The sequence below is a fragment of the Pedobacter lusitanus genome (assembly GCF_040026395.1).
In the GTDB taxonomy this organism is placed as follows: Bacteria; Bacteroidota; Bacteroidia; order Sphingobacteriales; family Sphingobacteriaceae; genus Pedobacter; species Pedobacter lusitanus.
The window spans coordinates 1,982,686-2,002,028 of sequence record NZ_CP157278.1 but is presented as its reverse complement, the minus strand read 5'-3'; the positions used below and the strand labels follow the sequence as shown (position 1 = coordinate 2,002,028).

The 19,343-nt window shown below is 40.5% G+C and carries 9 protein-coding genes; 7 read left to right on the top strand and 2 right to left on the bottom strand.

The features are described from left to right. Window positions 1–186: 186 nt before the first annotated feature. Both PL_RS08465 and PL_RS08460 read right to left on the bottom strand, forming a co-directional pair. Window positions 187–7,503 carry a LamG-like jellyroll fold domain-containing protein gene (locus tag PL_RS08465; RefSeq protein ID WP_041880927.1) on the bottom strand — a complete coding sequence of 2,439 codons (7,317 nt, stop codon included), beginning with the start codon at window positions 7,501–7,503 and terminating at the stop codon, window positions 187–189. A 315-nt stretch (window positions 7,504–7,818) separates the two neighbouring features. Beyond that, entirely contained in the window at window positions 7,819–8,181 is a 363-nt protein-coding gene (locus PL_RS08460; RefSeq protein WP_041881082.1) for a nuclear transport factor 2 family protein, read from the bottom strand. Window positions 8,182–8,418: 237 nt separating this feature from the next. Here PL_RS08460 and PL_RS08455 point away from each other — a divergent pair, with 237 nt between their 5' ends. From PL_RS08455 to PL_RS08425, 7 genes are all read left to right on the top strand, one after another. Continuing rightward, window positions 8,419–8,589, top strand: coding sequence for a class I lanthipeptide (locus tag PL_RS08455; RefSeq protein ID WP_160292092.1), 171 nt, complete (start codon window positions 8,419–8,421; stop codon window positions 8,587–8,589). A 159-nt stretch (window positions 8,590–8,748) separates the two neighbouring features. Beyond that, window positions 8,749–9,933, top strand: a complete 1,185-nt coding sequence (locus PL_RS08450) for a lanthionine synthetase C family protein (protein ID WP_041880928.1) — start codon at window positions 8,749–8,751, stop codon at window positions 9,931–9,933. Between the two features lie 6 nt (window positions 9,934–9,939). Then, window positions 9,940–13,047, top strand: a complete 3,108-nt coding sequence (locus PL_RS08445) for a lantibiotic dehydratase (RefSeq protein ID WP_041880930.1) — start codon at window positions 9,940–9,942, stop codon at window positions 13,045–13,047. Window positions 13,048–13,067: 20 nt separating this feature from the next. Then, on the top strand, window positions 13,068–15,245 hold the full coding sequence (locus PL_RS08440) for a peptidase domain-containing ABC transporter (protein ID WP_041880933.1): 2,178 nt from the start codon (window positions 13,068–13,070) through the stop codon (window positions 15,243–15,245). Between the two features lie 11 nt (window positions 15,246–15,256). Next, the gene (locus tag PL_RS08435; protein ID WP_041880936.1) at window positions 15,257–15,775 is read left to right on the top strand and encodes an HlyD family secretion protein; all 519 of its coding nucleotides are present in this window, start codon (window positions 15,257–15,259) and stop codon (window positions 15,773–15,775) included. Between the two features lie 74 nt (window positions 15,776–15,849). Next, window positions 15,850–16,851, top strand: coding sequence for an alpha/beta fold hydrolase (locus PL_RS08430; protein WP_152620295.1), 1,002 nt, complete (start codon window positions 15,850–15,852; stop codon window positions 16,849–16,851). A gap of 82 nt (window positions 16,852–16,933) precedes the next feature. Further along, window positions 16,934–19,285 (top strand): ATP-binding protein, encoded by a 2,352-nt coding sequence (locus PL_RS08425; RefSeq protein WP_052496211.1) that lies wholly within the window; start codon window positions 16,934–16,936, stop codon window positions 19,283–19,285. Window positions 19,286–19,343: the final 58 nt, after the last annotated feature.

Below are 19,343 nucleotides of genomic sequence, written 5' to 3'. Positions count from 1 at the left end.
CGGAGATAAAAATAGATACCTTATCTGTTTATTTTAGAAGAAGGGAAGTTGGTGATAAATATAGAAATATTGGCTAAAAAAATATAATCCATCAGAATTATGGAGATAAGCTGATACAGGAAGCGCTGTATCTTTCAAAATTAGTCATCGGATGTAAGGAATTACATCCGATGACTATAAAAATCATTATCTGATTAGTGTGATAAAACCTGTGTAGGGCTGTTTCGCTCCAATATCAATGATGTAAAAGTAAGTCCCGGTGGTCAGTGGACCACCATTAAATAATCCCTCCCAATAATTAGATTCATTGGAATAGTTTCTTGTGGCAAATACAGTCTGACCGGTTTTGGTAAAAATGGTCACCTTATTATTAGGGAAGTTCGAAATGCCCTCAATAACCCACTTATCATTTTTACCATCGCCATTTGGAGTAATTAGATTCGGTACTTTAATTGCGTCCTTCTTTTTGGCCAGATTAATAATTACCGTAGCTGAAGTACTTGCCAATCCCTGGTTATCCGTGGCTATTGCACTAAGATAATAGGTTCCTTCATCACGGGGCTGCCATTTAAAAGTATAAGGCGGCTTCGTGATGGCGGCAATTTTCGTGGCTCTTTCAAATAGTTCCACTTTGGCAACTGATCCATCGGTATCCCCGGCATTAATGCTGATGTGTACCTGTTTGTTCGGATTATACAGACTTCCGCTCTCGGGGCTGGTGATTGCTACCACAGGTGGTGCATTTACCGGGACAATTTTAAGTGTTAAGATTGCTGAAATACTTTCTGCACCATTATTGTCTGTTGCTTTTGCCGTAAGCTGATGGGTTCCCACAGTTGTTCCGGTCCAGCTGATCTGATAGGGAAGGGTAGTGCTTTGCCCGATTTTTAGTGTTCCGTCATAAAATTCGACGTGCGCAATGGTTCCGTCACTATCATTTGCATCTGCTTTAACGATAATTGTTTGCGAAGTATCAAATATGGTATTCTCTTCTGGTGAGGTTAAAGATACCAGCGGTTTTGCATTGGTTTTTACAGTAACTGAAACACTGTCTGATGTTATCAGTCCAGCTCCGTCAGTTGCTCTGGCAATCAGTTGATAGGTTCCTGCCGCGAGAGGTTCGATAGTCTGACTGAATGAGGGCCCTGCTAATGTGCTGATTTTAGTCTGTCCATTATACAAAGTTATGCTTGGGTTGGGGCCATCCGGATCTGAAGCCGTTCCGGTTACTTTTATTGAATCACTTGTTTTATAAACAGCATTGTTCTGCGGACTGTGAATAGCAATAAGCGGGAAAGAATTCACCTTACTGTCTATGATGATCTGGTTGTTTCTCAGATCAGTATTTCCAGCTGTGAATACCGTGGAATTTGCCTGGCTTGTTCCCGCAATTCCGGTACTCCAATCCTCACTTTGATTGAACCCGCGTTTGTAAAGACTCAGATTTACCTTGCTATCAGGGATAGCTGAAAGTTCTGCACTTTCAATAGCGCTGGCCTCCGTATCACCATAGTTCCTGATGATCCAGTATTTTGAGTTCAGGATGTTTGTATTGGTTTTCGGGTTAAACGGAAGACTGTTCAGTTTACTGATTACGATGTTTCCTTTAGGATAAGTTCCCGAAGCAGTATAATTTAAGGCCAGACCGGTGAGCTTAGAATCATATTTTCCAGCAGCTGTTAAGGTCATTGTCTCACTTATACCATTGGCAACCGGTGCAGAAGATGCAGTACGCTGGACAGCTCCGGTAGCTTCCACCACATAATGATTAGGTGATACATCGATCAATTGTCCGGCTCCGGCGTTGCCTTGTCCCTGCAGATAAACCTTTAACCCTGGTTCATTGCCATTTAAGGTTAAATGCATGTTTTCCTGGATTTCCTGAGCTGTTCGCGAAGTAGACCATAACCGGAATTCATCTATTGTTCCATTAATTGTATTTCCATCCATACTGCCGATATTAAAGCTATCCCATAGTGGAGGAGCAGATGAAGCTGGTTTTGTCGCTGACAATTGACCATCAATATACAATTTAACGGAGCCTTTGTCGTAGCTAAAGGCAAGATGATGCCAGACATTCAGTGTGTTAAACATCCCGGGGATATCTATCCTTGAAGCTGGATTATTTGCTACACCGATGCTTAAACCTTTGTCATCATCTGCATGAACTAGAAAACTTCCCCAGCCATTTCCAACTGACTGATTCCATGATTTGGAAGAAGCTGCTTTTAACCAGTATTCAACAGTAAAAATAGTAGGAGTCCAGTTCAACCCTGTAATTTTCATTGCACCTGCAGTGCCGTCAAACTGATATGCTTTGCCTGCCAGTGTTTCTACAGACTCAAAACCTGAAGTTCTGTTTACAGCAAGCTGTCCTAAGATGATACCAGCAGAACCTGGCGTTAAGCTGAAGCTAAGTACATCGGCCATAGCACCCTGACGATTTGCCAGTGAGTTCCAGGCTGGCCCGAAAGCATTAAAAGCACGGTTATTCAGGCGGTAGAGGTCTTGCGTTGCAGAAGGAGCCTTTACATTTTTCAGACTCAGGCCGGTAAGACCGGTGAGCGCTGTATTGGTTCCATAATTGTTGATTATCCAATAGGTACTGTCTAATACTGATGGATTGGTATTTTCATTAGGAATAGATTTTAAACGGCTGACAACTACTTCGCCATTAGGATTTGTCCCGCTATCAGAAAACTGTAAACTTAAGCCTGCCTGAGCATATTCGCTGATTCCGGCTGTAATAATTTGTTTGCTTTCACTGATACCTGCAGCCACAGGCGCAGTAGAGATCAATCTTTTGGCATCACCATTTAATGAAACCTTATATCCGTTATCCGATAGCTCCGAAACGCCTTTTGCAGCATCCTGAAACTGTAAATATACTTTCAAACCAGGTTCATTTCCTACTGAAGTCAGGTGCATACCTTCGCGTACCTGCTGCTGCGTTTTTTCTATAGACCACATTTTGAATTCTTCGATCTCTCCATCAATAGAATTGCCATCTGCAGATCCAATTTTAAAACTACTCCATACCGGTGGTAATGAAGAAGCTGTTTTACTGTCTGCCAGTTTTCCGTCTCTGTAAATTTTGGCTACACCATTATTGAAAGTATAAGCATAATGATGCCAGGTATTCACATCTTTAAATGCATCAGTGATTATTAATCTGGAGGCAGCGTTATTGGCTACACCAATATTAAGCCCTCCACCCGAGTCTGAATGTACCAGGAACGATCCCCATCCATTCCCAATCGACTGATTGTAATTTTTATAGGATTTAGCCTTATGCCACCATTCAATAGTAAAGATTTTTGGCTGCCAGTTAAGCTCCTGGATTTCCAGGTAATCTCCGTTTCCGTCAAAACTCATCGCTTTTCCGGCAATTACGTCTGCCTTAATTCCTTTTTGGCTAACCTTGATTTCTGAAAACAGCTGTAATCCGGAACTGATTTTAATTGTACCTGCATAAAGCTGTTCAGCAGCCGGACTGAAGCGGGTGTAGATTTTCAGTTCTTTAACAACTCCATTTACAGGGCTGATGGCCAGAGAAGAACCCGGGCCGATATAAGTCAGGTTATCCAGAGAGATTTCATAGCCCTGAGGTGCCGTAATCTTAATGCTGTCAGCGGGTAAGTTTGCTCCAGAAAGCAGGAAACTTTCCGGTTTTGTTTTGGACCCGACCCTGGCATTATTGAAAACAAGAGAATCAGCACTGCTCAGCAAAAATGGCTTACTGTCTTTGAGGAATATATACTGCGCGTAAGTGTTAAGGTTATTGACTGTAATGGTATTGTTTACCTCGTCAACTGCATTTGCAGAAGTGCTGTACTGCCATTTTCCACTGCCGTAAGCCGGTCTGCTGAAGACCAGGATTTTTTCCGGATTAAGCTGATCGGCTGCGGTTAAATCTGCAGTAGAAGTAAAGGTTAAGTTCATATTAAGATTGGTATTCGAGCCAAAACGGTTCCCTACCCAATATTCCTGACCTATTTTAACTGCCGAAGAAGAGAAATCATTGAATTCCGGGGAAGTAAAATCTATTTTAGAGAAGCCGGCAGTTACTGGCGTTACCGCATTATAGAATGCTGTAATGTTAACACCATGATCAAAAATTACACTTCCTGCCTGTTCTGTTTTTGCTATTGAACTACCACCGCCAAATGGATAAGCTGTTTTGATTCGGGCCGGAGTTCCCGTTACGGATACTGCCTTTCTGCTGACGATATCATAAATTTCAGGTTCAGTATTGTCAAAATTTGAATAATAAACCAGGCCGGCCTCATTTCCCTTTAGAGGATGGTGGAAGCCCTGTTTGATTTCGGATGAACTGAGTGCTTTACTCCAGACTTTTACTTCATCTATTTCTCCCTTGAAGAACTTATTACTGGGACCGCTATTCCATAATCCCAGTCTTACTAATCCATTGGTGGTATTAAGAGCCATTGGCGTTGGAACCAGTTTTTGTTCGCCATCATAATAAAAACTCAGATTAGTTCCGTCAAATACCAGTGCATAATGATGCCATTCGCCCTTACTGCCGGTTAAAGCGAAATCTTTGCTTGAATTCCAGAAATTTGCTCTCCACACATTATCTGTAGTTGTAGTCCTTAAACTGAATTCACCTGAATTTGTTCCTGTAATGCCCGTAGCAAATACTCCACCGTCGTTAAAAGCATCGGCCTTTGCCCAAAGCTCAATCGTTCTGGCTTTGGTTCCGTTAATGGCCGAATTACTCCCTAAAGTGATAAATTCAGACCCTGTTCCGGTAAATGCAACTGAATTTCCGGGTGCTGGCTGGAAAGTATGATCTTCTCCGAAAACGTCCGCACCGTTGACCCTGGCTTTCAGCCGGTAATGCCAGGTTTCACCGGATTTCATGGTAATTGGAACTTCCTGCTCAACAGAGATTAAGTTTGAACCTGAATAATTTCCCGGTACACTATTTTGGAAACCATAAGAAGAGGCAGGACCATATTCGAAAATCAGATTTTCTAAAGATCCGCCCAGTGCATTGACTTTCCCTGTCAATAAAACTGCATTTTTGCGGACATCAAATGCTGTTCCGGTGATCAGATTTTTGTAATTCAGCAAGCCTGTCTCTTTAGGGATACTATTGCTTCTCAAACCCTGTAAACCATTTGCCCCAATAGCTCTTACAGCATACCATTCCTGTTTATTCGGATCTGAATTAGTCAGAACAATTGTTGTATCCGCCGTCTGACTTACTGCGTCCATATATTTTTCTCCGAGTTTGAATACTTCATACTGGACAGCAGCGGCTGATTTTCTCCAGGATAACTGTAAAGAATTGTTGCCAGCCCAAACTACTTCTAAACCTTCTGGTGCAGCAAGCACATTGATGTCACTGGCAACACTTTCCTGTGCTGCTCTTTTTACCCTGATTTTTATTTTGGAGGATAAATTGGGTACTGTCCATTTGAACTGTCGTTTATCAGCAGCAATTTTACTGGCTATTGTGGTCCAGGTAGTTCCGTTATCAGCAGAGTAATCAAGATCAAAAGTTCCGGGAGCTCCATAAGCATCCCAGCGGATATATTCTGATTTTCCGGGTGCCATCGCTTCTCCTCCTAAAGGGTAAGCCATCAGCAATTCATCTTTCAGAAACTCATAAGTAATAAAGTATTCCTGCGGCCCCTGCGGGACCAGGTAACCATTGATATTTAGGGTATAAGCTCCGGCAACTGGATTGTCTATGGTAACCTGCTCTACGTTATTGATATGGTCAACTTTTCTGGTTGGTAAGGCATTGAGATTAATGGCATTGGCAGTAGTATCTAATCCCCACGGCAGAAAAGTAGCGGACGAAGGATCTGTTACATCCAGATCAAGGTCGTTGACTAATGACTGTGCTGCGCCTGGGGTTGCTTCATAATCAGGCCAGTACAGCATGATTCTTACCTGGCTGATACCTGCAGGAACATTAATAGTTGTGCTTTTGGCCTCTCCGTTGTTAATTTGTCCGGAACTAAACGTTCTGTTTTGGATCGTTTTAAATGCACGGCGTACATTCGGACGGCCAAAACCTGTTTTAAAATCAATTCCGGCATTATAAATATCATCGGCCGTGTTTAATAAAATGGCCTTGATTAACGCAGATGGGGCAGTTGTTGCCTGGGTCTCTGCTTTGTAGGCCTGATGCAGTATGGCAAAAATTCCAGAGATCTTTGGTGCTGCAAATGATGTTCCTCCCGAGCCTTCAATGGTCAGGTCCGGTTTAATCCTGCCATCATATGCCGGTCCTTTATTAGTCCAGTCGAGGAAATTATCCTCGTAATCTGTACCACTGATGGTGAGCAGATTTTTGGCGTGTTTAGCACTTCCTGTTAAATTACCCCAGCCAGCCAGACCATTATATTTACCGCCTATCGGTGCAATATCGCCACTATTCCCGGAAGAATAGACTAACATGGCTTCTGGTTTGGTGCGGATATAATTATCATGTTCATTAGATAAAGACCCGTAATTGGCATCAGCTCCCCAGCCATAAGACATATTGGTAACCCTGATCTTTTTATCAGGATCGTCGTAAAGCGTATAGGTATTCTGACCGGTGATGACATAGAAATTTGCTCCCCAGGCATTGGAACGGTCTTTAGGGTCATAATTACCAGCACTTCCCATTCTTTTAGATACGCTCCAGGAATGCCCTCCTGGTGTTCCGGTATCCACTGATCCGGGGATCATTCTGCCCTGCATGTCAATATCCTGATCAAAGTCATTCTCCCGTATATGGACATTGACACCCGATCCATTATAATTCCATCCGTTAAAACCACTGTTAATGTAGTTTGAACGGCCAATGTTATTACTGAATATATCTCCCGGGCCATCTGCTTCGGGCTTTGGAGCATCCGAAACAGGAGCAATATATTTGACTTCTTTAATGGCGGCCAGTTTTTTTAAGTTTTGCTGCGCAGCCCTGATTATCCAGGTATTTCCGTTTGTTCTGGAAATAATGCGGGCATAGTTAACAATAATCTTTTCTGCGGCAGAAATATCTGCCCCATCATAAAATACGATCTCCAGTTCAAGCTCATTTCCTTTTCGGGCATGTTCCGGAATCCGGTCTTTAAAAAGGTTTTCAGAGAGTTTAAAACTATCATCAATAGGCAGGATAGTTCTGATTCGCAGCTCTGTGAGCTGTTCTGAGTTCAGCTCCTTTTTAAAATAGGCATAATAAGCGTAATTGGGTACATAATCCAGTAGCTTAATTCCCAGCTCTTTTAATCTGGTTTTTTGGGCAGCCTCCGGAAGTTCTTCAAACTGAATCAGGAAATACCCGCCCTTTTGAAATTTTACGGCCAATGTCTTTCCGGTGATTTTGTTATCCTTCTGTTCAGAATAAAGACTTTTTTGTGGCTTAAACACTTTATTGGAATTCAGAATTCTAAAATCCTTTTCTGCTGGTTTTTTTATTTGCGCGTGCAAGAACAGGGGTACAGCAATGCCCCAGAGAATTAATAAAATTTTCTTCATAGTGGTAGTGGTTCTATAAGGGTTGAGTTGGTTGTGCTTTGAAGCAGACAGAACAAATTAAAATAACCTTCGGTAGAAAAGATTAATTGCTCTGTGCTGAACGGCTATAGCAGGTCTGGAGAAATGTATAGAGAGCTCATAGGAGTGGGTTTAGATGAATGGTTAATTTAGTTTAGTATGATGAAATACAATTTATGACGTTTTTACAGTTATTTATTTATAAATGTTGCGCAAACGTTTGATATTGATATAATTAGGTGAATTTATATCCGTTTGGTATTTATAGAAGGATGGAAAAACGAGAATTTTTTAAAATTAACCGTGATAAACCCTTGAGGCATTGATTTTTCCATGACTGATTTCAAGAACCTCAGCTATGAACATATCTGGTTCACCAGCTACTTTTCTGATATACTCCATGAAAACGCGCTGATCATCAGCGGTAAATGATGTCGGCTGATACTGAAGCGTAGGCAGACGGTCAAAGGAGTCTTTCCACCATTCACGTAATGCAGGTTTACCCTGTACCAGTCCATTGGTTTCTGGTTGTCTGATTTTTAATTTCGGACTGAAATGTATAGCCTGATCATCATATAAAGCCAAAAGATCTTCAAGATTATGCGCATTAAAGGCGTCAAACCATTGCTGTGCGATGTTCAGGAAAGAAAGGGGTGCCATATAGATCAGATTTTTGTGCCTGCAAATTAAAGAAAAATCCTGCATAGCTAAAATATACCCTAAATAATTAACTTCAAAAATATGAGCTGGCATTACCTAAATGCCATATTTGATTCTTTGGCTGGTTAAAGAATACAGATACTTTTGTAACAAAAAACTGACATGTTATGATATTAGAAAATAAATAATAACTTTAGGTAAACAGAATTATTTTATTTAACCTAAAATCATTTCAAAATGAAAAAAATTAAATTAAATTCAGAAAGACTACGCTTGAAAAAAGAAAAAGTTGCTTCACTGACCACGGAGCAAATGAGCAAAGCTTACGGTGGGATTCCGGTAACTACGGCTACCAGAAGAACCTGCTGTGATTTAACGGACCTCATTTGTCCTGAAGTACAGTCTTAAAATTTTGCGTTTTAACGCGATTAATTAGAAATAGCCGGCTTTTAAACCGGCTATTTCTAATCTGATCTGCAGGTATTTTGCTGTTTTGCCTGCCTTTAAAAATTAGTTTGACTTTTTAATATAGTATAAGCGTATTATCCGGCTTTAATTAGTTTAAGAATGAGAGAGAAAATTCAAACTACAATAGATAAAATATATTCCTCACTAAAAATTCGTGATTATTCTCAGCTGGCTCTTTTTGACGGAGAAGCAGGATGCTGTACTTTCGATCAGTTTTATATCGAATACCTCGGGAATAATCCGGGTAATACCGCACGTTTTGAAAACAGTCTCCAAAGACTGTCTGAGAATTCAATTGGTAATCACGGTCCGTTTTTTTCTTCCGGTAAAGCAGGTATTAACTGGTTTTTCTCCTATCTGACTGCCAGAAATATCCTTGATCAGGAGAGTTATGAGTTGTTATGTGATGACGATGATCAATTATTTGACCTGGCTATATCTTATCTGAAAGCAGGAAATTATGATTTTCTGCATGGTGCTATTGGAATGGCTTATCATTCCCTGTACAACCCAACAGATAAATTCCGCACATTCCAGGAAACGTTTCTGCAACTGCTTTATAAAATGGCCTATTCTTCAGAAAATAAGTTGTCTATAATGCATTATGATCTGGTAAACAAGGTATCCGTACCCAACAAGGTTAATTTTGGAATGGCGCATGGATTACCCAGTGTTTTGAAATTCTGTATAGCCTGTTACAAGAAAAATATAGGTGCAGCTGAGGCTAAAATCCTTGCCCTGGATATAGCAGACTTTTTAAGATCAAATATCAGGGAAGATGGAAGCAGATCTTTGTTTCCTAATATACTGATGACCGATGAGCAGAACAATGGATATAGCCGTGTTGGCTGGTGTTACGGGGATTTAAGTATCGGCTTTATTCTTTACCAGGCAGGTATGACCTTTAATGATGAGTCCCTGAAAGATTTTGCTGTTAAAATACTGATTCACACTTCCAAAAGGCGAACTGAAGAAGATACGCTGGTTAGAGATGCAGGAATCTGTCATGGGAGTGCCGGTATTGCTCATATTTACAATAAAATGTGGCATTACACACAAAATGATATTTTCAGGGAAACCTGCGATTTCTGGATACAGAAAACACTGGATTTCTCTGTGCACCAGGATGCATTTGCAGGCTACAAGGCCTATACGCCAACTGAAAGCGGAAAACACATGAACTCGTTTGGCTTACTGAATGGAGTAAGTGGTATCGGACTGGTGCTGATCAGTTATCTGACCGGTGATTTTAGCTGGGATTACTGTTTGATGCTTAATGATTAAATATATATGATTAAAAGCTTTTCCGCTGTTTTATTACGCACTCCATTACAGGGGTTAAATTTAGCCTATGACTTTTCAGCAGAAAGACAAACGTTATTTCAGGAAGGATTATATCTGTCATCCCCTGATTTCTGGAGAGAACTGCTGAAAAAAGATGATCTTCCGGAAAAAGAAAGAGAAAAATTAGAGCTTTCCTTTGCAAAATACTGGCTGCGGAGCTGTAGCCGGTGTACTCCCTATGCAACTCTGGCCGGTGTTAAATTAGTTGAAATCAAACCGGAGAAAACCAGTCTGCTGCTCGACGATCCTGCTCGGCATATCCGCAGGGTAAGACTGGATATGAACTACATGACGGAGATTATCAACTATCTGACTAAAGTTCCCGAAATCGTAAAACAACTTATTTTTTTTACCAATAACAGTTTATATGAGCTGGCTGACAGCTTCAGATATGCTACTTATTTTTTAAAAGATAACCAGCGTAATTATGATCTGACATCTATAGAAAAAAGCAGTTATCTCGTAAAAATCCTGGATAAAGCAAATCAGGGTGCTACGCTCGCAGAGCTGGCTCAGATTGTGATAGCAGCTGAAAACATCAGTCATGAAGAGGCTGAAGAATTTATTGCAGAAATATATGATGCACAGCTGATCATATCAGATCTGGAGCCTTGTGTTACAGGAAAGGAACCACTGGACCAGTTAATTGAAAAACTGGAACAATTGGAATATACGGCGGATATCCTTTTGAAATTCAGAGAGATTCAGCTGCTGATTAAAAATCCCCGCGCAGGAGTTGATTATTATCAGGAAATAGAAAACAGGCTTAAGGCACTCAATTTTCCAATACAAATCCCTGCCAATATATTGCAGACAGATCTTTTCTTTGCTACAGAGGCACATGTGATCAATCAGGAGATTATTGATAATATCATTAAACAGACTGAAGACCTGTATGCATTAAGTATTATACTGGAGAACAAAGACCTGAACAATTTCAGAGATAAATTTTTAGCAAAGTATGAACTGGAAGAGATTCCCTTAGCTATAGCTCTGGATGCAGAACTGGGTATAGGTTATGGTGGAAGCGATCAGTCGGCAGCAGGTCAGAATAGCCTGGTTGATGATTTGATTATCAAAGATAGCAGTACCAGGCAGCTTGCAAAATTTGGTTACATCCAGCAATTTGTGCTGAACAAACACCTGGATTATATTAAAAATCAAAAGGAATTTATTGAGATCACTGAAGAAGAACTTAAATCATTCAAGTCTTTGACAACCGGTTTTAAATTTTCCAATAGTTTACATTTAATGGGGAGTTTACTGAAGTCTGAGGGGAAACTGGATGCAGAAAACTTCACCTTTGAACTATCCAGTCTTGGAGGTACTTCGTCGGGTAGTCTGTTGTCCAGATTTACCCATGGTGACGTTCAGCTCAGAGATTTCACCCTTGATATATTAAAAGTAGAAGAAAGTGAATTCCCTGAACATATTTATGCCGAAATAGTGCATTTGCCACAAGCCAGAATTGGCAACGTTCTGCTTCGTCCTTTACTGCGTGGTTATGAAATTCCTTACATAGGCAGATCAGGACTGGATGCAGAAAATCAAATCCCTGTAGAGGACATCAGGGTAAGTATTCAAAACGGTAAAGTGGTGTTGAGAAGCAAAAAATATAACCGTTTGATTATCCCTAAACTGACCTCTGCCCATAATTTTTCTTTCAGCAGTCTGCCCGTTTATAAGTTCCTGTGTGATCTGCAGACACAAGGGCTGGCCCAGCCTGATGCCTGGGAATGGGGAGTGTTATCATCTCTGAACTATTTACCCAGGGTTATCTATAAAAATCTGGTTGTCAGAAAAGCAAGATGGATACTTCAAAAGAATGAACTGGCAGTTATTCCCAAAGAAAAAACAGCTTATCCGGAATATTGCCGTAAACTGAGAGAAGAATATAATATTCCTCAGAAAGTCACCTATACCGAAAGTGATAATAAGCTTTTAATTGATCTGGAACATCCTTTAGGTACTGAGTTATTGATTCACTATTTAAAACGTCATGACAGGATTCAGCTGGAAGAATTTTTGTTTACCGATGAAAATTGTATTGTAAAGGATTCAGCAGGTAATCCGCATACCAACGAACTGATTATTCCATTAAAAAGTGAGTCAGTTGTCAGAAAAAATGCGATGGAGAAGGCAGCGGGGGAGGTTAAAGTAAAAAGGAAATTTTCTCCATTCAGCGAATGGCTGTATTTTAAAATCTATTGCGGACCAACTATTTGTGAAAAGATCCTGAAAAAGGAGATTGCCGCGTTTGTAGAAGAAGGGATCGGACAAAAGTTATTTGAAAAGTTTCATTTTATCAGGTATATTGATGAATCGTTCCATCTCCGCATCAGGTTTTATAATCAGGATACAGAAAAACAGTCCACTGTTCAAAAGCAGTTTATGGAAGTGTTGCAACCAATCCTGGAAAATGGTTTGATCAGTAAAGTGACAATGGATACCTATTCCAGAGAGCTGGAAAGATATGGATCACAGCTCATAGAAGAAGTTGAATCTGTATTTTTCAATGACAGTTTAGCGGTGATGAGATTTATCAGATTGCTGGATAGCCCTGAGCTGGAAGAATACAGATTTTTATTTGCGCTAAGAGGCATTGATCTGCTGTTAGCAGATTTTGGTTATACTATAGCCGCTAAAAGAGATTTACTAAAGGTACTTCAGGCTGGTTATTTCATGGAGTTTGGTGGAGATGCAGGATTACAGAAGCAGTTAAATGAAAAATATCGTCAGCAACAGAAGCGTATATTTTTGCACATGAATCCAGAATCAGATGAATTAAATGGCATTGAGGATGCTGTTGCGGTCTATCAGGAACGCTCAGTCATGAACAAACCTTTAAAGGATAGCATTTTGCAGAAAACCGGAAATGCAATTGCTGCCAATGAGTTAATGCATAACCTTATCCATATGTATCTGAATCGTTTATTTGTAAATAATCCGCGGAAACATGAACTGGTCATTTATCATTTTCTGGAGAAATATTACAGCTCACAGCTGGCTATTTCAACTCATCAGGTTAAAGCAGTTATAGACAACAATAGTTAAAATCAAATAGAAAGCGATTAATGAGTTTTCCCTTTTATAAGCAATTCGATCTGATGGACTGTGGTCCTACCTGTCTGCGGATGATAGCCAGACATTATGGGCGTAGCTTTAAAATACAGACCTTAAGACAGTATTGTGAAATCAACAGAGAAGGAGTGTCCTTATTAGGGATACATAATGCTGCTGAAAAAATAGGTTTTGAAACTGATGCGATCAGAACGGATCTGGAAGGACTGAAGGACGCTGAATTACCTGCCATTTTGCACTGGAGACAGAATCACTTTGTTGTCCTTTATAAAATAAAAAACAACAAATTTTACCTGGCTGATCCCGGTAACGGACTGATCAGGCTTAATACTGAAGATTTTGTAAACAACTGGACAGACCGGGAGGAATCCGGAGAAGGGCTGGCTTTATTGTTATATCCAACCGAACAGTTTGAAGCGCAGGCTAATGAGCAGGGGAGTGAAGTCAGGTGGTCATTTTTGTTTGGATATTTCATGGCTTACCGCAAATTGATTATCCAGTTATTATTCGGTCTGGCTGCGGGTAGTTTATTGCAGCTGATTGCTCCGTTTTTAACACAATCAATTGTCGATATCGGGATTAATACCCGGAACCTGAATTTTATCTATATGATTCTGATCGCTCAGGGAGCCCTGATTATCGGGCGGGTAAGTGTAGAATTTATCCGGTCATGGATATTACTGCATATCAGTATAAGAGTCAATATTTCAATTTTAACAGACTTTATTATCAAACTGATGAAGCTGCCTATGGGCTTCTTTGATACCAAAATGACCGGTGATATAATGCAGCGGATGAATGATCAGAAGAAAATAGAGACTTTTTTGACCGGAACTGCGCTGACTACCTTATTCTCCATTTTTAACCTGTTGATTTTTTCTATAGTTATAGCTTACTATAATCTTACTATCTTTTTTGTCTTTCTGACTAGCAGTGTCTTATACATAGGCTGGATTACCCTGTTTTTAAAACGCCGCAAAGTCCTTAATTATAAAAGCTTTGAGATCTCTGCAAAAAATCAGAGCACTGTGGTCCAGCTGATTGCCGGTATGCAAGAAATAAAACTGAATAATTGTGAACAGCAGAAGCGCTGGGAATGGGAAGATATCCAGGCCGGTTTATTCAATATCAATGTTAAAAACCTGGCTTTAAACCAGTATCAGCAGGGTGGATCATTATTCATCAATGAAGGTAAAAACCTGCTGATTGCATTTTTAAGTGCCCGGGCAGTTATTTATGGAGATATGACGCTGGGGGCTATGGTTGCCGTGCAGTATATTATTGGCCAGTTAAACAGCCCTATTGAACAAATGCTGGGATTTATACAAGGGTTTCAGGATGCCAAAATAAGTCTGGAACGTTTAAATGAAATTTACCAGATGGACGATGAAGAACAGCCCGGTCAGGAATGGAACGAAAATGTTCCTGCAGGTCAGGGATTGAGTATCGAACATTTGTCATTCCGCTATCCGGGTACCGGAAATCTGGCTGTGCTGAAAGATATCAGTCTGCATATTCCCCAGGGAAAAACAACCGCTATTGTAGGAATGAGTGGAAGTGGCAAGACCACCATTCTGAAATTACTGCTGAGATTTTATAAACCCGATCAGGGCGCAATAAAAATTGGGACAGCGTCACTGGATAGCATCAGTTATAAAGCCTGGCGTGGAGAGTGCGGGGTAGTTATGCAGGATGGTTTTATCTTTTCAGATACCATAGAACATAATATTGCCGTAGGTGAATCTCCGGCTGATCCGGAAAAATTAAAACACGCAATCAGGATAGCTAATATTCAGGACTTTATTGACAGTTTGCCCCGTGGTTTAAATACGATGATTGGTGCTGAAGGAAATGGAATAAGCCAGGGACAACTTCAGCGTATGTTAATTGCCCGTGCAGTTTACAAAGATCCTCAGTATATTTTCTTTGACGAAGCGACTAATTCGCTTGACGCGAATAATGAGTGGATGATTATGAATAATCTCAAAGAGTTCTTTACCGGCCGGACTGTGATCATTGTAGCGCATAGATTAAGTACGGTGAAAGATGCAGATAATATAGTCGTGCTGGATAAAGGGAAGATCATAGAACAGGGAACACATCAGGAGTTAACCAATTTAAAAGGCGCATACTATCTGTTAGTCAAAAATCAGTTGGAATTAGGAACATAATCAGTTTATCAATGTCATCATTAAAGAAGGAAAACCGGCAGGAGGTTGTGCATAGTCCTGCAATCCGGCAGATTATTACCAGTGTCCCTTCCTGGTTACTCCGCTGGGGTATATTTATATTTTTTGTGTTGTTATTTCTGGTTCTGGGGCTTTCTGCGTTTATCCGATATCCGGATATGGTCCTGACAACATTAAAAATAGAGCGCGCTGCAGACAGCGTATTTTACGGGGCGATGCAGATTCCGCAAAATAAACTGGCCCGGGTAAAAGAAGGGCAGGAGGTTTTAATTAAGCTGAAAAGATATCCTTATGAAACCTATGGCATGATCAGAGGAAAAATTAAAGCTATAGATCCGGTTTCCGGACAGGATAGCCTGTTTATTTCAAGAGTTGATTTTAAGAATGACTTATCCGGCTTAACCCAACCCATACAGTTAAAAAAAGGTATGACAGCCGATGCAGAAATTATCATTCAGGATGTAAGTGTGATGCAGCGGCTGAGCCGGAGTATCTTTAAACAGGAGCATTAGCAAAAAATTAACGGGTATAATTTGTTTGGAATCTTTCTAAATAGTCTTAGGTTTGTAGGTCTAACATGATTCCTATGCTATTGACAGCTGTACTTATCTTTTTTAAATGGGCCTTTATAGTCTTGCTGGTGATGCTTCTGGCAGGAATAATTTTCGAACAATATTCCCGCCGGAAACTGGAAAGAAATATCCGCAAGGGCAAAACATTTGCAGCCATTAACGGGCATCAGATCCACTATGTAAAAAAAGGCAAAGGTAACTGTACTGTGATTTTTGAGTCCGGACTGGCCAGTGATCATATGATCTGGAAAGAGGTTCAGGATGAAATTGCCAAAGATGCAGTGACTTTATCCTATGACAGAAGCGGGATGTTTTTGAGTGAGGCCGGAGATTTTGTAAAAACGAATGAATCCATTGCAAATGAACTCACTCAGCTTGCTGAGCTCACTCATTGTCCAAAGCCCTATATTATTGTCGGACATTCTATAGCCGGGATTTATATCCGCCCTTTTATTGCCAGTCATCTGCAGGATATGGCAGGTATTGTTCTTGTAGATGCTTCACACCCGATGCAGCTGAAAAGATCGTCAGCTAAACTCAAAAAAGCGAATGGTACCCTTCCATTGGGGTTAATAAAAATAATGATGGAAACCGGGATATTCAGACTACTGTTTACTTTTATTCCTTTCTCTGCAGAGATCCCGGTTAATCACCGGTTTCACCGGATTTTTAAGGATTTTTTTTACAAATCCTATCGAACTGTTTTTCTGGAAGCAGCCAACGATACCCTGAATTTTCAGGATGCCGGGAAATACACTTCTTTTGGTCATATTCCCCTAACAGTGATTACTGGTATTTCTCCGGTCAGATATGCTCATATTAAAGATGCAGCCTTGCAGCAGGAATATCAGGAGCTGGCAGAGGAATTACATTCGGATCTGCTTGGCTTATCAACCAATAACCGTCTGGTGAAGGCTACAAAGAGTGGTCATATTATACAGGTTCAGGAATCAGGTCTGATTGCTGAAGAGATCAGGAGGATTTTGTTACTGAATTCGCATTGCTCAAAACTGTAAAAATGATTTGTTGAATCTGCTAAGATTTTGGCTTATAAATTGTTAAGAAAACGAATTAGCTGAAATTTTGTTATCAATATACATGGAGTATCTAAAAGGAATTAATCAGGTGAATACCGGAGACGGCAATAAAGACCGGGAAATGCTTTTGGGAGAGATTGCTATTCTGCAAACTGTTCTGGAAAGCACCAGTGCCAGTATTTTTGCTTTCGATAAAAACTTTAATTATATCGCTTTTAATCAATCCCATCAGCAAACCGTTAAGATGGGCAGAGGGGTGGATCTTAAGATAGGTGATAATTATCTGGAGATTGCAAAGCTGAACGGAGGGATGGACGGAGAAAAGACAGCAGAAATATTCCGGAGAGTCATGACCGGAGAGACTGTCGAGCTGATTGAAGAATTTGGTGACCCTGAATTATACAGAGCCTCATTCAGTATGATCTGTAATCCAATGTATGATAAAGAAGGTCTGGTAAACGGGATGACCGTATTCTGTCAGGATATTTCAGAAAGGGTACAATTACAAAAAGAATTTGAAGAAAAAAGCAGGCTTTTAAATGGAGTACTGGAAAATCTTCCTGTTATTATTTATGAGACCGATGCTGCAGGAATATTTACCAGGTCCATTGGCTCAGGCTTAAAGGCCCTGGGTTTGCAGGATAATGGGCTGGTAGGACAAAACTCTATTGAAGTTTTTTCTTCAGCTGCGGACATGCTGTGCAATGGGTTATGCGGCAAACACGGACAGTTCATTTCCACTTTTGAGGTAGACGGCCGGAAACTGGTTTATCAGAATAATTTCTTTCCAAGTCCTGAACAGGAGAGTTGTCTGATTGGTTTTGCACTCGATATCACTCAGCAGGAAATGGCTGAGGAAGAACTCAGAAAGGCACAGGATGAATTAGAACGGACCGTAGATCTGCTGGATACCAGTCAGCGCATTAGTAAAGCAGGCGGATGGGAATATGAAGTGAGTACAGGAGCTGTTTACAGAACAAGATTTCTGAAATTGTTATCCGGTGTTCCGGATGAGATAACTACGCTGGAAAAGGCAGTTTCTTTTTATCGGGAAGTTGATGCAGAGGCTATAAAAGAGGGAATAAGAAATGCCATTAAATTTCAGAAATCCTATAACCTGGAGCTTAGAGCAGCGAGGGAAGATAAATGGCTCAGGAGTATAGGTATTCCTATCGTAAAAGATGGTAAAACGGTGAAAGTGATGGGCGCGGTACTCGATATTTCTGATCGTAAATTAGCTGAAATAGAATTGTTGAAAGCAAAAGAAATAGCAGAAGATGCTGCTATGGCCAAACAGCAGTTTCTTTCTAATATGAGTCATGAAATCAGAACACCCATGAATGCAGTAATCGGTATGACTCATTTATTGCTGCAGGAAGATCCTAAACCTGAACAGCTTGAAAACTTAAACATCCTGAAGTTCTCCAGTGAAAGTTTATTATCGCTGATCAATGATATACTCGATTATAGTAAAATTGAACTGGGAAAGATAGTATTTGAAGATATAGAATTTAACCTCATAGAGCTTGTCAACCGTATCAAACAAGCTCATAACTTACAGGCAGAAGGAAAAGGTCTTATTTTTAAGGTGAAAATAGACTCAGAACTTCCTTCAGTTCTGGTAGGAGATCCGGTTAGGTTAACACAAATTCTGAATAACCTGGTGAGCAATGCTTTGAAATTTACCAATGAAGGCTCTGTCGTGGTAGATCTGTCATTGAAGAAAATAGAAGGAGATACCGTTGAGGTTAACTTCATGGTTACAGATACTGGCATTGGAATCGATCCTGATTTGAAAGAGTATATCTTTGAGAGTTTTACGCAGGCAGCTCCCGATACCTCGAGGCGTTTTGGCGGAACAGGACTGGGGCTGGCCATCACCAAAAGACTGGTGGAGTTACAGGGCAGCGAAATTAGTTTACAAAGTACCCTGGGTAAAGGTTCCAGTTTCTATTTCGATCTGAAGTTCAGGAAAGAGAATAAAAAAGAAGGGTCTGTAAATGCGATGCCTGCCCATGTTTTTGCCAGTCTTGGAGGATACAAGGTATTGCTCGTGGAAGACAATGAGATCAATACTATAGTGGCCAGCAAATTTATGAGAAGATGGGATCTGGATATTGATTATGCTGCCGATGGAATTGAAGCACTTGAAAAAGTAACAGAAAATGAATACGACCTGGTTTTAATGGATTTACAGATGCCCAGAATGGATGGTTATGCAGCCAGCAGGGCAATCAGGGATCTGCCCGGGAAAAGATTTAAAGAATTACCCATTATTGCACTGACAGCATCTGTGCTGGCAGAGATCAACAGAAAAGTCCTGGACGCAGGGATGAACGATTATATTTCCAAGCCCTTTAACCCGACAGAGCTCTATACAAAAATAGCACAGTATCTTTCCTGGAGATCCTGATCAGAACTATTCCCGTAAAAATAGTCCTGATCAGCATCAAACCTCTGACTCTAATAAT

Coding starts and splice junctions, on each gene's coding strand:
- PL_RS08465 (WP_041880927.1), bottom strand. CDS start 7,503: ATGAAGAAAATTTTATTAATTCTCTGGGGCATTGCTGTACCCCTGTTC.
- PL_RS08460 (WP_041881082.1), bottom strand. CDS start 8,181: ATGGCACCCCTTTCTTTCCTGAACATCGCACAGCAATGGTTTGACGCC.
- PL_RS08455 (WP_160292092.1), top strand. CDS start 8,419: ATGAAAAAAATTAAATTAAATTCAGAAAGACTACGCTTGAAAAAAGAA.
- PL_RS08450 (WP_041880928.1), top strand. CDS start 8,749: ATGAGAGAGAAAATTCAAACTACAATAGATAAAATATATTCCTCACTA.
- PL_RS08445 (WP_041880930.1), top strand. CDS start 9,940: ATGATTAAAAGCTTTTCCGCTGTTTTATTACGCACTCCATTACAGGGG.
- PL_RS08440 (WP_041880933.1), top strand. CDS start 13,068: ATGAGTTTTCCCTTTTATAAGCAATTCGATCTGATGGACTGTGGTCCT.
- PL_RS08435 (WP_041880936.1), top strand. CDS start 15,257: ATGTCATCATTAAAGAAGGAAAACCGGCAGGAGGTTGTGCATAGTCCT.
- PL_RS08430 (WP_152620295.1), top strand. CDS start 15,850: ATGCTATTGACAGCTGTACTTATCTTTTTTAAATGGGCCTTTATAGTC.
- PL_RS08425 (WP_052496211.1), top strand. CDS start 16,934: ATGGAGTATCTAAAAGGAATTAATCAGGTGAATACCGGAGACGGCAAT.